Source organism: Streptomyces sp. ISL-66, assembly GCF_018614135.1.
GTDB lineage: Bacteria > Actinomycetota > Actinomycetes > Streptomycetales > Streptomycetaceae > Streptomyces.
The window spans coordinates 1-12,013 of record NZ_JAGGOW010000102.1 but is presented as its reverse complement, the minus strand read 5'-3'; the positions used below and the strand labels follow the sequence as shown (position 1 = coordinate 12,013).

General features: G+C 73.8%; 11 protein-coding genes. 2 read left to right on the top strand and 9 right to left on the bottom strand.

Annotated features, from left to right (window positions below; translation table 11 throughout):
* Window positions 1-34 precede the first annotated feature (34 nt).
* From J7E97_RS19505 to J7E97_RS19480, 6 genes are all read right to left on the bottom strand, one after another.
* Complete coding sequence (locus tag J7E97_RS19505; protein WP_215028774.1) at window positions 35-1,276, bottom strand: glycosyltransferase; 1,242 nt, start codon at window positions 1,274-1,276, stop codon at window positions 35-37.
* A gap of 39 nt (window positions 1,277-1,315) precedes the next feature.
* Window positions 1,316-1,570 carry a DUF6296 family protein gene (locus J7E97_RS19500; protein ID WP_308346587.1) on the bottom strand — a complete coding sequence of 85 codons (255 nt, stop codon included), beginning with the start codon at window positions 1,568-1,570 and terminating at the stop codon, window positions 1,316-1,318.
* Between the two features lie 270 nt (window positions 1,571-1,840).
* Window positions 1,841-2,227, bottom strand: a complete 387-nt coding sequence (locus tag J7E97_RS19495) for a VOC family protein (RefSeq protein ID WP_215028772.1) — start codon at window positions 2,225-2,227, stop codon at window positions 1,841-1,843.
* 58 nt (window positions 2,228-2,285) lie between these two features.
* Window positions 2,286-4,406 (bottom strand): xanthine dehydrogenase family protein molybdopterin-binding subunit, encoded by a 2,121-nt coding sequence (locus tag J7E97_RS19490; protein WP_215028770.1) that lies wholly within the window; start codon window positions 4,404-4,406, stop codon window positions 2,286-2,288.
* A gap of 100 nt (window positions 4,407-4,506) precedes the next feature.
* Complete coding sequence (locus tag J7E97_RS19485) at window positions 4,507-5,514, bottom strand: xanthine dehydrogenase family protein subunit M (RefSeq protein WP_215028769.1); 1,008 nt, start codon at window positions 5,512-5,514, stop codon at window positions 4,507-4,509.
* Window positions 5,511-6,137, bottom strand: a complete 627-nt coding sequence (locus tag J7E97_RS19480; protein ID WP_374224191.1) for a (2Fe-2S)-binding protein — start codon at window positions 6,135-6,137, stop codon at window positions 5,511-5,513. Before J7E97_RS19480 ends, J7E97_RS19485 begins: the two co-directional genes overlap by 4 nt.
* A gap of 182 nt (window positions 6,138-6,319) precedes the next feature.
* Between J7E97_RS19480 and J7E97_RS19475 the strand changes: the two genes are divergently transcribed.
* Window positions 6,320-6,727 carry a DUF3224 domain-containing protein gene (locus J7E97_RS19475; protein WP_215028768.1) on the top strand — a complete coding sequence of 136 codons (408 nt, stop codon included), beginning with the start codon at window positions 6,320-6,322 and terminating at the stop codon, window positions 6,725-6,727.
* On the opposite strand, the gene J7E97_RS19470 is transcribed toward J7E97_RS19475, so the two are convergent.
* Together J7E97_RS19470 and J7E97_RS19465 are read right to left on the bottom strand one after the other, a co-directional pair.
* On the bottom strand, window positions 6,709-9,111 hold the full coding sequence (locus J7E97_RS19470; RefSeq protein ID WP_215028765.1) for an Orn/Lys/Arg decarboxylase N-terminal domain-containing protein: 2,403 nt from the start codon (window positions 9,109-9,111) through the stop codon (window positions 6,709-6,711). The two genes, J7E97_RS19475 and J7E97_RS19470, sit on opposite strands and share 19 nt — an antisense overlap.
* Window positions 9,112-9,242: 131 nt before the next feature.
* Window positions 9,243-10,037, bottom strand: coding sequence for a VOC family protein (locus tag J7E97_RS19465; RefSeq protein ID WP_215028763.1), 795 nt, complete (start codon window positions 10,035-10,037; stop codon window positions 9,243-9,245).
* Between the two features lie 194 nt (window positions 10,038-10,231).
* On the opposite strand from J7E97_RS19465, the gene J7E97_RS19460 reads away from it, so the two are divergent.
* On the top strand, window positions 10,232-11,044 hold the full coding sequence (locus tag J7E97_RS19460; protein WP_308346586.1) for a crotonase/enoyl-CoA hydratase family protein: 813 nt from the start codon (window positions 10,232-10,234) through the stop codon (window positions 11,042-11,044).
* A gap of 113 nt (window positions 11,045-11,157) precedes the next feature.
* On the opposite strand, the gene J7E97_RS19455 is transcribed toward J7E97_RS19460, so the two are convergent.
* A complete protein-coding gene (locus J7E97_RS19455) occupies window positions 11,158-11,763 on the bottom strand; it encodes a DUF4232 domain-containing protein (RefSeq protein ID WP_215028758.1) in 606 nt (201 codons plus the stop codon).
* Window positions 11,764-12,013 lie beyond the last annotated feature (250 nt).

Sequence of the window (12,013 nt, the reverse complement as noted above, 5' to 3'; positions counted from 1 at the left end):
CCCGTAGGCCGTTGGTCGGAGGCCGGTCGTCCCGTCAGCTCAGCCGCTCCAGCGCGGTGAGGACCCGCGCCGCGCCGTCCTCCCGGGAGAGCGCGGCGGCGAGTTGGCGGGCGCGGGTCGCCAAGGCAGGGGTACGGGTGGCCGCGCTCACCGCGGCGGCCAGCCGGGTCGCGGTGAGGCGTTGGTAGCGGATCGGGGGACCGCTGACGCCCAGGGAGTGGAGGCGGGCCGCCCAGAAGTGCTGGTCCAGCTGGACCGGCACCGGGACGGCCGGGACCCCCGCACGCAGACCGGCCGCCGTGGTGCCGGCGCCCGCGTGGTGGACGACGGCGGCGGTGCGCGGGAACAGCCAGGCGTGGGGCACCTCTTGGACGGTGAGCAGCTCGTCGCCCTCGGCGTGCAGGCCCGACCAGCCGGCCTGGACGATTCCGCGCACCTTGGCCCGTCGCAGGGCCTCGGATACGAGCGCGCTCAGCCGCTCCGCGTCGGCGGTCACGAAGCTGCCGAAGCCGACGAACACGGGCGGGGGCCCCGCGTCGAGGAAGTCCAGCAGCCGTGGCTCGGGCCGCCAGTCGGGCCGCGTCGCCGGCCACCAGTATCCGCAGACCTCATGGGCTTCGGGCCAGTCCGCCGGGCGGCGAACGACCGTCGGGCTGAACCCGTGCAGGACGGTGCGCCCGTGCGGCAGCCCGAGCGGTCCGCCGAACCTCGGTGCGGGCAGGCCCAGTTCGCGTCGCAGCTCGCTCACGGCCGGGGCGAAGACGCGGTCCGTGGCGGTCCGCATGGCCCGGGCCGCCAGCCTGTTCCCGTACGGTCCGAACGACCGGGCCCCGGTGACCAGCGGCGGGAAGGCGCCCGTCGGTTCGATCGGCTGCAGGTAGACGCCGATGGCGGGCAGCCCGGTCGCCTCGCCGAGCGCCGAGCACATGGGGTCGGTGAGCGTGGAGGACAGGAGCACGTCGGCGCCCTGCCGTACGGCGGCCACGACGCCCTCGGTGAGCCGGGGGATGAACTGCCGGGCCATGCCCACCAGGCGGGCCATGGCCACGGGCGCGCTGACCGCCCTGGCCAGCCCTTGGCCGGCCGCCGAAGCCAGCTCCTCGCGCGGATCGAGGGGCAGGGGGCGGAAGCCGAGTCCGCGGGCGGTCACGGCGTCGTCGAAGCGGCTGTGGGTGGCGATCGTCACCTCGTGCCCCGCGGAACGCAGCCGCGTGCCCAAGCCGGTGTAGGGGGCGACGTCGCCCCAGGACCCCGCGGTCACGATCAGTACGCGCACGACGTCAGCTTGTCACGCCGGAAGGAGGCCTGTCTCGGGTCAGGACGCGGGGCGGCGCGCGCGAACGGGGCGGGTCAGGTCCTGCTGGCCACCGGAGGGCAGTATCCGCAGCTCGCCCTGGTCGCTGATCTCGGCGCGAATGATCCCGGTGTCGTCGCAGTAGACGGGATGGCCGCCGGGGCCCGTCTGCGTGGTGCGGGTGACGACGACGACGTCCGCGGCTTCCGGCCCGGATTCGCCCGTGTCGAACACCAGCTCGTAGCGGTCCTCTCGATCCTCCTGGTCGTCACCCACGTCGCACCTCCACGTCCCCGCTGTCACATGGCCCGCCCACCGGCGTGCCGCGTACCAAAGTGCCCCATCAGCCGCGGCGACGGGCCGCACCACGCGGCTCCGGGCCCCTGACGGGTGAATTCTCGACCGGAGCCGCCGAGCCGCTCCCCGTGGCCCCGGTCCCGAGGGCGGTCGTCCCGGATGAACTCGGCACTCGGCGGCCTCCTCGATCTGTTCCTCGGTCAGCCCGACGCCGGATCCGATGCGGCCGACGGCGAACCCCGGCCGGACTCAGGGGCGCGAGCGCAGCGGGTGGTCGGCCGGCACCTCGACGACGGCGATGTGCACGCCGTCCGGGTCCGCGATCCACATCTCGATCAGGCCCCAGGGCTCGCGCAGCGGAGGCCGCAGCACCTCCGCACCCCGGCCGCGCAGTTCCTCGTACGCCGCCTGCACGTCGGCGACCTGGAGCCACAGCCGCAGCCCGGGCGCGGGCGGTGCCTCGGCGCGCCCCGACACCTCGAGGAATCCGCCGCCGAGGAAGTAGACCGTGCCGCGCTCCGGGCCGGTTCCGAACTCGCGGTAGACGGCGAGACCCAGGACGTCCCCGTAGAAGGCGCGGGAGCGCTCGGGATCGGTGGGACGAAGCAGGATGCGGCTTCCCAGTACGTGCGTCATGCGTCCATCCTCCCTTCACACCTTCACACCTTCACACGCGGTTCCAGGACCGTCCGGGTCAGGCGTCGAGGGCCGCCAGGACGCGGTCAGGGGTGAGGGGCAGTTCGCGGATCCGGCGGCCGCTCGCGTGGTGGAAGGCATTGCCGATGGCCGCCGCCGTACCGACGATGCCGAGTTCGCCGATGCCCTTGCTGCCCATCGGGTTGAGGTGTTTGTCGTGCTCGTCCAGCCAGTGCACCTCGATGTCGGGCACATCGGCGTGAACGGGGACGTGGTAGGAAGCGAGGTCGCTCTCGGTGAAGTCCCCGAAGGCGGGGTCCACGGTGCTGTGTTCGGTGAGGGCCATGCCCAGACCCATGACCATGCCGCCGACGAGCTGGGAGCGGGCGGTCAGCGGGTTGAGGATGCGGCCCGCGGCGAAGACGCCCAGCAGCCGCCGGACGCGGACCTCCCCGGTGACGGTGTCGGCCTGCACCTCCGCGAAGTGGGCGCCGAACGCGTGCCGCGCGTACGGGGACTTCTGCTTGGCGGAGGCCGTCGTATCGGCCGGGACGGACACGCCGGCCTCCGGGAGCGGTCCGGTGCGCCGGGCGAGGAGGCCGACGAGGCTCGTGCAGGCGTCGTGGACCGCCCAGCCCCAGGAGGCGGTGCCCGTCGAGCCCCCGGCCACCGAGCCCTGCGGCAGCGCGGAGTGTCCGATCTCCACCTTCACCCGGTCCAGGGGGACCCGTAGCGCGTCGGCGGCGATCTGGGCCAGGACGGTGCGGGCGCCGGTGCCGAGGTCGGTGGCGTTGGTCTGTACGAGGTACGTGCCGTCGGCCAGGGCGTGTGCCCGCGCCGAAGAGGGAGCGGCGGACGCCGGGTACGTGGCCGCGGCGACCCCGGTGCCGATCAGCAGCGGGCCGTCCCGGCGCGGTGTGCGCCGCGCGGCCCAACCGAACCGGGCCGCGCCCTCGCGCAGGCACTCCACCAGGTGCCGGCTGCTGAACGGGTGGCCGCTGTCGGGTTCGGCTTCGGGCTCGTTGCGCACGCGCAGCTCGACCGGGTCGATGCCGAGAGCGTCGGCCAGCTCGTCCATGGCCGATTCCAGGGCGTACATGCCGGGGCACTCGCCGGGAGCCCGCATCCAGGAGGGCGTGGGCACGTCGAGGGGGACGACGCGGTGGGTGGTGAGCAGGGCGGGCGCGGCGTACATGACGCGGGCGGGGACGGCGGCCTGCTCGACGAACTCGCGGACGCGGGAGGTGTGGGTGGTGGCCTCGTGGGCGACGGCGGTGAGCGTGCCGTCCGTACGGGCGCCAAGGCGCACGCGGTGCAGGGTGGGCGCGCGGTGGCCGACGACGGCCGGGAGGTGGCGTCGGGGCAGGGCGACGGTGACGGGCCGGCCGGTGTGCCGTGCGGCCATCACGGCGAGGACCACGTGCGGGCGAGGGGTCCCCTTGCAGCCGAAGGCGCCGCCGATGTGCTCGGACACCACCGTCACGCGGTCGTCGGGCACCGCGAAGAGGGAGGCCAGGGCGGAGCGTACGAGGCCGGACCCCTGGCTGGAGTCGTACACGGTGAGGGTGTCGGGACCGTCGGCGGTGCCGGGCTCCCAAAGGGCGGTGGCGGCGTGCGGCTCCATGGGGTGGTTGTGCAGCGGCGGCACGGAGTAGGAGCAGTCCACCCGGACCGGCGCGGCCTCGAACGCGGCGGCGGCGTCGCCCTGTTCGCGGTGGGCGGGGTGGCCGCCGTTGGCCAGCTCGGGGGTGTAGGCGGCCGGATGGCCCGCGTGCAGGACCGTGTCGTGGGGCTGGGTGTCGTAGGTGACGTGGACGGCCGCGGCCGCCTCCCGGGCGGTCTCCAGGCTCTCGGCAACGGCCAGGGCCACGTACCAGCCGCGATGGGGCACTTCGGCGTTCTGGAGCACGAAGAGGGTGGGGTCGTCGGCGGGGCCCAGCCGGGGCGCGTCGTAGGGGGTGAGGACGGCGAGGACGCCGGGCAGGGCGAGGGCGCCGGCGGTGTCGACGGCGGTGACGCGTCCGCGGGCCACGGTGGCGGGGACCGGCCATCCGTACACCCGCCCCGGCGGGGTGTGTTCGGCCGCGTAGAGCGCCCGTCCGGCGACCTTGTCCGGGCCCTCGAGGCGGGTGGCGGGACGGCCGAGGGCGGGCGCCGGGGCGGCGGGGCTGGAGTCCATGGCGGGTCCTCGCGATCCGGGACGGGGTGGGGTGGGGTGGAGGGGTGTGGGGGGAGCGTGGGAGGGGGTGGGAGGGAGAGGAGGGAGTGGGAGCGGGGTTTCAGGGGCGGGCTCCGCGGGCGGGGCGGTCCGCGGCGAGGGAGTTCAGCACGTCGCAGGCGAGATTGCGGGCGAGGGGCACCTTGAAGGCGTTGTCGCGCAGCGGCTCCGCCCGGTCGAGCTCGGCTTCGACGGCCTCCCGCACGGCCCTCTCGGTGGGGGCGGCGCCCAGCAGCCGTTCCTCGGCGGTGGTGGCCCGCCAGGGCCGGTGGGCGAGCCCGCCGAAGGCGAGCGCGACGTGGCGTACGCGCCCCTCGGCGATGTCGAGCACGGCGGCGACGGAGGCGAGTGCGAAGGCGTACGAGGCGCGGTCGCGGGCCTTGCGGTAGCGCGAGGGCAGCCCCGCGCACTCCGGCGGGAGCGTGACCGCCGTGACGATCTCGCCGGGCTCCACGACGGTGTCCCGTTCGGGGTGGTCGCCCGGAAGCCGGTGGAAGTCGGTCGCCGCGACGGTACGGACGCCGTTCGCGCCATGGAGCTCGACGGCCGCGTCGAGCGCGTCGAGCGCCACGGCCATGTCGGAGGGGTGGGTGGCGATGCAGTGCGCGGAGTGGCCGAGGACGGCGTGGTCGCGGTGGATACCGTCGCGTGCGCCGCAGCCGGTGCCGGGCTCCCGCTTGTTGCAGGGTTTGGCCACGTCCTGGAAATAGGGGCAGCGGGTGCGCTGGAGCAGGTTGCCGCCGGTGGTGGCGACATTGCGCAGCTGGGCCGAGGCGCCGGCCAGGAGCGCCTGGGAAAGGGCCGGGTAGCGCGTACGGACGAGGGGATGGACCGCGAGGTCGCTGCCCCGCACCCCGGAGCCGATGCGCAGGCCGCCGGCCGCGGTCTCCTCGACCTCATTGAGCGGTAGCCCGGTGAGGTCGACGAGGGTGTCTGGGGCTTCGACCCCGAGCTTCATGAGGTCCACGAGGTTGGTGCCGCCGCCGAGGTAGCGGGAGCCGGGCCGTGCGCCGTGGGCCGCGACGGCCTCCGGAAGGCCGGCGGCGCGCACGTACGCGAACGGCTTCACGCGACCACCTGCCCGGCTACGGGGGCCTCGGCCGGATCGGAGCCCGCAGTCGGATCGGAGCCCGCAGGCGGGTCGGAGTCCGCGGCCGGGTCGGAGTCCGCGGCCGGGTCGGCGCCTTCGGAGGCCGCGGCCACGTCCCGGACGGCGTCCACGATGCGGGGGTACGCGCCGCAGCGGCACAGGTTGCCGCTCATCGCCTCGGCGATCCCGGTACGGCTGAGGTCCGCGCCGCCCGCGTCGGCGGCGGCCTCGGCGAGCAGGCCGACGGCGGAGCAGAGCTGGCCGGGGGTGCAGTAGCCGCACTGGAAGGCGTCCCGTTTCACGAAGGCCTCCTGGAGCGGGTGCGGGCCCCGTGTGTCGTCGGCGAGCCCTTCCACGGTGGTGACGCGGGTGCCGTCCTGGGCGACGGCGAGCAGCAGGCAGCCGTTGACGCGCCGGCCGTCGACCAGGACGGTGCAGGCGCCGCACTGGCCGTGGTCGCAGCCCTTCTTGGCACCGGTCAGACCGAGGTGCTCGCGCAGCAGGTCCAGGAGCGTGACGCGGTGGTCCACGTCGAGCTCGTACCTCCGGCCGTTCACGTGCAGCCCGACGCGGGAGCTGGTCTCTTGGCTTGGTCGCGCCACGGCTTCCCCTTTCCCCTTTGTCGTGGAGTGTGGAGTTACCTGTCCTCGGATAACCGGTCGGAGCGGATCTCACACCTCACGTGTGGGGCAAGTGGGTGTGCCGTGCCCCCCGCGTTCTGTCCGACGGATCACGGGGGCGGGCGTCCGGTGGCGATGTCAGTGCCGCGCCATACGATCCGGGGATGCGAGCCTCAGGAACGTTCGAAGTCACCGAGTTCACCCCGGCCGCGGTACCGGCCCCCGAGATCGAGACGGCGCTGCCGGTCGGTGTCGCGACGATGCGCAAGGAGTACGAGGGCGAGGTCACCGGGCGCTCCGCCACCTTGTTCACCGCCGCGTTCGACCAGTCCACCGGAACGGGAACGTACGTCGCGATGGAGTCCTTCGAGGGGGCGCTCCACGGACGGGCGGGCGCCTTCAATTTCGCGCACTCCGCGACGACCCTGGGCGAAGGGAGGCAGCAGGAGTTCTTCGCCGTCGTGCCGACGAGCGGAACGGGTGCGCTGGCCGGGATCACCGGGACCGGCGGGATGGCCGTCGACGCGGACGGCACCCACCGGATCTGGTTCGACTACGAGCTCGGCGAGTAGTCCGGCGCGTCACCGCCCCCTCCCTCGGCGGCCGTACGGACGCACTCGATCAGGTAGTCGCCGTTCTCGGGATCCACGCTCACCCCGTGGGCCTCGCTGTGGAACCCCGGGAAGCTCCGGTCGAAGGCCTCCAGGGCGCGCAGGTACCGCAGCAGCGGTCCGTCCGGACCGCCCGTGGATTCCCCGGGCATCAGTACGGGGATCCCGGGCGGGGTCACGGTCACCATCGCCGCGGCGACCCGCCCGGCCGCCTCCGCCAGCCGTACGCGTTCCGTACCGCCCCGGATCAGCAGCTGGTAGCAGTGGCGCGGCGGGGCGACCGGCTCCGGGAGCTCCTGGAAGGCGGCGTCGAGGGCGCCGATCAGCTCGGCGCGGGTCAGGTGCTCGTGCATCTCGCGGCACAGGGTGCCCAGGGTGGTACGGCCGTAACGGCGCGGGAAGCGCTCGACCAGCCCCGGAAGGACCCGGTCCAGCGGCGCGTCCGTGTCGTGGAGGGCCTTGAAGTCCATGAGGGCGTCCATCAGGGTGCCCCACTTGCCCTTGGTGATGCCCATCGAGAACAGGATCAGCGTGGTGTAGCTGTCCGTCTTCTCCACGACGATCCCGCGCGCCGCCAGGTAGGCGGTGAGGATCCGCGCCGGAATGCCCCAGTCGCCGGTCTGACCGGTGGCGCTCACCCCGGGGCAGGTCAGGGTCACCTTGACCGGGTCCAGCAGGCAGTAGCCCTCGCTCAGCCCCGCGAAGCCGTGCCAGTCGGCGCCCGGCTCCAAGTGCCAGCAGGACGGCTCGCGGCTCAGCAGGGACGGCGGCGCGTCCGCGAAGGCGACGCGCGCCCCGGTCGCCGGGTCGGTGACCGACTCGGGCTGCCACACGCCGAAGAACCAGCCCGGCCGGTCCCCGGCGGCGGCGATGCGGCGCCCGGTGCGGACCACGGCCTGACGGAACCGGATCGCCTCGGTCACGGCCTCGTCGATCAGCCACCGGCCCTGCGGGCCGTCCATCATGGCGGTGGCCACGTCCAGGGAGGCGATCGCGGGATACAGCGGCGAGGTGGTGCCGTGCATCATGAACGCCTCGTTGAACCGCTCGTGTTCGACCGGGGCCCGGGGTGACGACTTCACGTGGACCATCGCGCACTGGGAGAGCGCCGCCAGCAGCTTGTGCGTCGACTGCGTCGCGAAGACCGTGGGCCGCCCCGGCCCCGTACCGTCGCCCGGGCGGGCATCGGTCGCGTCCGGGAAGGTGTCCGGTCCGACGGCCATGCCGTAGCGGCCCGCGTACAGCGGGTGGAAGCGGGCGTACGCGAACCAGGCCTCGTCGAAGTGCAGCCGCGGGGTGCTCGGCGCGAAGGCCCGGGCCGCCGCGACGGTGTCGTAACACAGCCCGTCGTACGTGGAGTTGGTGAGGACCGCGTACTGGGCCGCGGGGGAGAGGGCCCCGGCCGTGAGCGGGTTCGCCGCGATCCTCGCGGCCACCGCCGCCGGGGCGGTCACGGCGGGCGGCAGGGGGCCGGCGAGGCCGAAGCCGTTGCGCGTCGGTACCAGGTAGACGGGGCGCGCTCCGGAGATCACCAGCCCGTGCAGGACCGACTTGTGGCAGTTGCGGTCGACGAGCGCGATCTCGTCGGTCGTCACGCTGTAGTGGCCGACCATCCGGTCCGCGGTGGAGTCGCCGTGCAGGACGAAATAGGTGCGGTCGGAGCCGAAGACGCGGGCGGCGTTGCGTTCGGCCTCCCCGATCGGGCCGTTGTGCTCGAAGAGCGACCCGAGCTCCCCGACCGAGATCGACAGGTCGGTGCGGAACAGCCGCTCGCCGTAGTAGTCGAAGAAGGCCCGCCCGACCGGGGACTTGAGGAAGGCGACCCCGCCGGAGTGGGCGGGCGTGTGCCAGGAGTACTCGTGGGAGTCCTCGAACCGGCGCAGGGCCTTGAAGAACGGCGGCAGGAGGTCACGGTGGTAGCCGCGGGCCGCCGACGCGACCCGGCCCGCGATGAAGGACGGCGTGTCCTCCAGCGGCCAGATGTAACCGACCACCGTTTCCGAGACCCACAGCGGCAGCCGCTCCAGGTCCTGGTCCGCCTCGTCCGCCATCACGAGGAAGACCGGCAGGTCCTTGAAGCGGCGCCCGATGTGCCGCAGGACTTCCCCGCCGCCCCCCTCCTCGACCGCGCCACCCGCCGTACGCGGCAGGTCCCAGGCCACCACGGCCGCCGCGAGACCGGCCTCGGTCTGCAGGCCGGCCCGTGCGTCGCGCGCACTCGGCGCCCAGCGCAGCTCCAGAGCCTGATTCTCCAACTCCTTGCCGATGCGCCGTAGTTGCTCGGCGCTGACGCCGCCTCCCAGTGGATTCTCCCGCAGTGCCAGCAGGACCGTTCCGTTCGACATCTGTTCCGCTCCCGGAGGCCAGGGGTACGGACGCCCGTACCGGGGCACAGTGTTCCGGTCCTGCGGGCGCCACCGCCGATCTTCGGCGGGGCTTCACCCTCAGGTGGGCGTGGCGTCAGCAGCTCCGGAGCTCAGCTCCCGGCCCGGGCCAGCACCACGAAGTCCGCGTTCGACGGGTCGAGGCAGACCGCCAGTCGGCCGACGCCCTCGGCGTCGTCGGGCCCCGTCCGCACGCTGCCACCGTTCTCGGTGACCTTGGCGACCGCGGCGTCGCAGTCGGTGACGGCGAAGACGGGGTGCCAGTACGGCCGGCCCCCGGCCAGGGCGAGGTTCTGCGCCGGAACCTCCATGAGGCCGCCGTGCATGCGCTCCTCGGGAAGTCCGGCAGGCGTGATGAGGGAGTACGTCCCCCCGCCGCCCGGCATCCGCGTGTCGCTGAACCGCCAGCCCAAGACGCCACCGTAGAAGTCCTTGGCGGCCGCCGCGTCGCTCGTGTACAGCTCCGTCCAGGCCAGCGAACCCGGTTCGTCCACCAGCTCGACACCCGAGTCCTTTCCCGGCTCCCACACGGCGAACTGGCCGCCCAGCGGGTCGCTGTACTGCGCCATGCGACCCCACTCTCCGAGGTCCATGGTCGCCACCCGCACCGTGCCGCCGGCGCGCTCGACGGCCTGCGTCGTGGCGTCCGCGTCGGTGACGCTGTAGTAGATCATCCAGGCCGAGCGCGCCCCCTCCTCGGTGAGCTTGCCGAGTCCGGCGACGATCTTGCCGTCCTTCCGGAACATCCCGCCTTCCATGTCCTCCCCCTCCATGGGCTCGTACTCCCACCCGAGTACGGCGCCGTAGAAGGCGGCGGCGGCGCCGACGTCGGGAGCGCCGAGGTCGAGCCAGCAGGGGGATCCAGGGGCGAAGTCAGTGGTGATCATGGGCCTTCCCTTCCGCGCATCCTGTACGTCCCCAGCCTGGCACCGGACACCGGCGCCCGCCGCTCGACCGCCCGCGTCGCTCCATGGCGGAATCCCGGAGCCGGGCACCGCCCGCGGCGCCGTGCTGCAGAGTGGTCCTTCGTACCTCCCCCGCACCTGCCGGCACCACTGGACCGAACCCATGGAGTTCCGCTGTGGCCACGACCTCTGAAACGCCCGGGACGGCGCCCGTCGACCCGCCTGCCGTCCGGATCGAACGTGACGGACCGGTCCGTACGTTGATCCTGAGCCGCCCGGACGTCCGCAACGCCGTCGACGGCCCGACGGCTGCCCAACTCGCCGACGCCTTCCGTGTGTTCGAGGAAGACGAGGACGCGTCCGTCGCCGTGTTGTGGGGCGAGGGAGGCACGTTCTGCGCGGGCGCGGACCTCAAGGCCGTCGGCACCGACCGCGGCAACCAGGTGACGCGCGAAGGCGACGGCCCGATGGGCCCCACGCGGATGCGCCTGACCAAACCGGTGATCGCCGCGATCAGCGGCCACGCGGTGGCGGGCGGACTCGAACTGGCCCTGTGGTGCGACCTGCGGGTGGCCGAGGACGACGCGACCTTCGGGGTGTTCTGCCGCCGCTGGGGCGTGCCGCTGATCGACGGCGGTACGGTGCGGCTGCCGCGCCTGATCGGCGAGAGCCGCGCGATGGACCTGATCCTCACCGGCCGGCCCGTGACCGCCGCCGAGGCGTACGGGTTCGGCCTCGTCAACCGTCTCGTCCCGCCGGGGGAGGCCCGCCGGTCGGCGGAGCTCCTCGCCCACGAGATCGCCGGGTTCCCGCAGGTGTGCCTGCGGCACGACCGGCTCTCCGTACGGGAGCAGCACGGCCTGGCCGAGCCGGAGGCCCTGGCCGCCGAGTACCGGCACGGCCTCGTACCGCTCACCGCGGGGGAGACCCGAGCCGGCGCCGACCGCTTCGCGGGCGGAGCCGGCCGCCACGGCTCCTTCACCGGCTGAGCCGCGTGAGCCGCAAGGGCGCCTCCTCGGTGCCCGGAGTGCGGCCGGCCGGCCGAGTCCCTACGGATCGCTGACGGCCGGAGTCGGCTGGAGCCGGGCGGAGCCGGGCCGAGTCAGGAACGGCTCCCGCGGAAGGCCGTGGCCTGCACGGTGGTGCCGCAGAGTGCGAAGAGCCCGCCGTCATCGGGCGCCAGCTGGAAGCCGCCTCCTCCCACGCCCAGCACGATCGAGGGCGCGACGGTGGGCCCGGCGCCGGACGCGCAGTACCCGTCGGCCTCGCCGAGCACGGGGGTGAAGGTGAGCTGGGTCGAGGCCCGGCCGCCGACCGCGAGGTGCACGGCGCGTGCCTGGCCCTGCCGGATCACGTGGAGGGGCTTGTTGCGGTCCGGCGAGCCCTGACCGGCGAGGGCCACGGTGGGGTATCCCGCCAGGACGCACGGCCCCGGGCCGTCGTTGATCACGGTGATCCGGACCTGGGTGCCGCCGATGCGCTGCGCGCTGTTCGCGATGAGCTGCTCGCTCGTACAGGGAGCGGCAGCGGGCGCCCACCGCCCTGCCGTCTCCTGCGCGGCGGCGGCCGGACCGGCGGCCGGCAGGAGGCCGCAGGCCAGGGCGGCCGCCGCGAGCCACAGGGACGGGGCTCTGGCCACGCGATCCCGCGTCGTGCCCTTCGTGCTCTCCATGCCATTCCCGCCCTGTAGCTCCTTCATGTCCTTCATCTCCTCAGCGTGGCACCGCCCCGGGTCGGCGGCATGCGTAGCGCTCTCACACGGCCCGTGCACTCGTCCGCCCCTGCTGCGGAGGCAGGGGAAAAGGGGCTTTTACGTGGGGTTTACGGGTGTGTCAAGTCCCGAGTTTCCGGAACGTGACCGGGGTGTCCCCGCCGGGGCTTACTGGTGATGCGGGCCTCACCGGACAGGAAATGAGGACCCCACCGCCCCGAATTACCGGGGTATCCCGGATTCCGAT

Excerpts from the sequence above, each read along its gene's own strand:
- J7E97_RS19465 (WP_215028763.1), bottom strand. The coding sequence starts at position 10,037 with ATGATCACCACTGACTTCGCCCCTGGATCCCCCTGCTGGCTCGACCTC.
- J7E97_RS19475 (WP_215028768.1), top strand. The coding sequence starts at position 6,320 with ATGCGAGCCTCAGGAACGTTCGAAGTCACCGAGTTCACCCCGGCCGCG.
- J7E97_RS19495 (WP_215028772.1), bottom strand. The coding sequence starts at position 2,227 with ATGACGCACGTACTGGGAAGCCGCATCCTGCTTCGTCCCACCGATCCC.
- J7E97_RS19470 (WP_215028765.1), bottom strand. The coding sequence starts at position 9,111 with ATGTCGAACGGAACGGTCCTGCTGGCACTGCGGGAGAATCCACTGGGA.
- J7E97_RS19490 (WP_215028770.1), bottom strand. The coding sequence starts at position 4,406 with ATGGACTCCAGCCCCGCCGCCCCGGCGCCCGCCCTCGGCCGTCCCGCC.
- J7E97_RS19455 (WP_215028758.1), bottom strand. The coding sequence starts at position 11,763 with ATGAAGGACATGAAGGAGCTACAGGGCGGGAATGGCATGGAGAGCACG.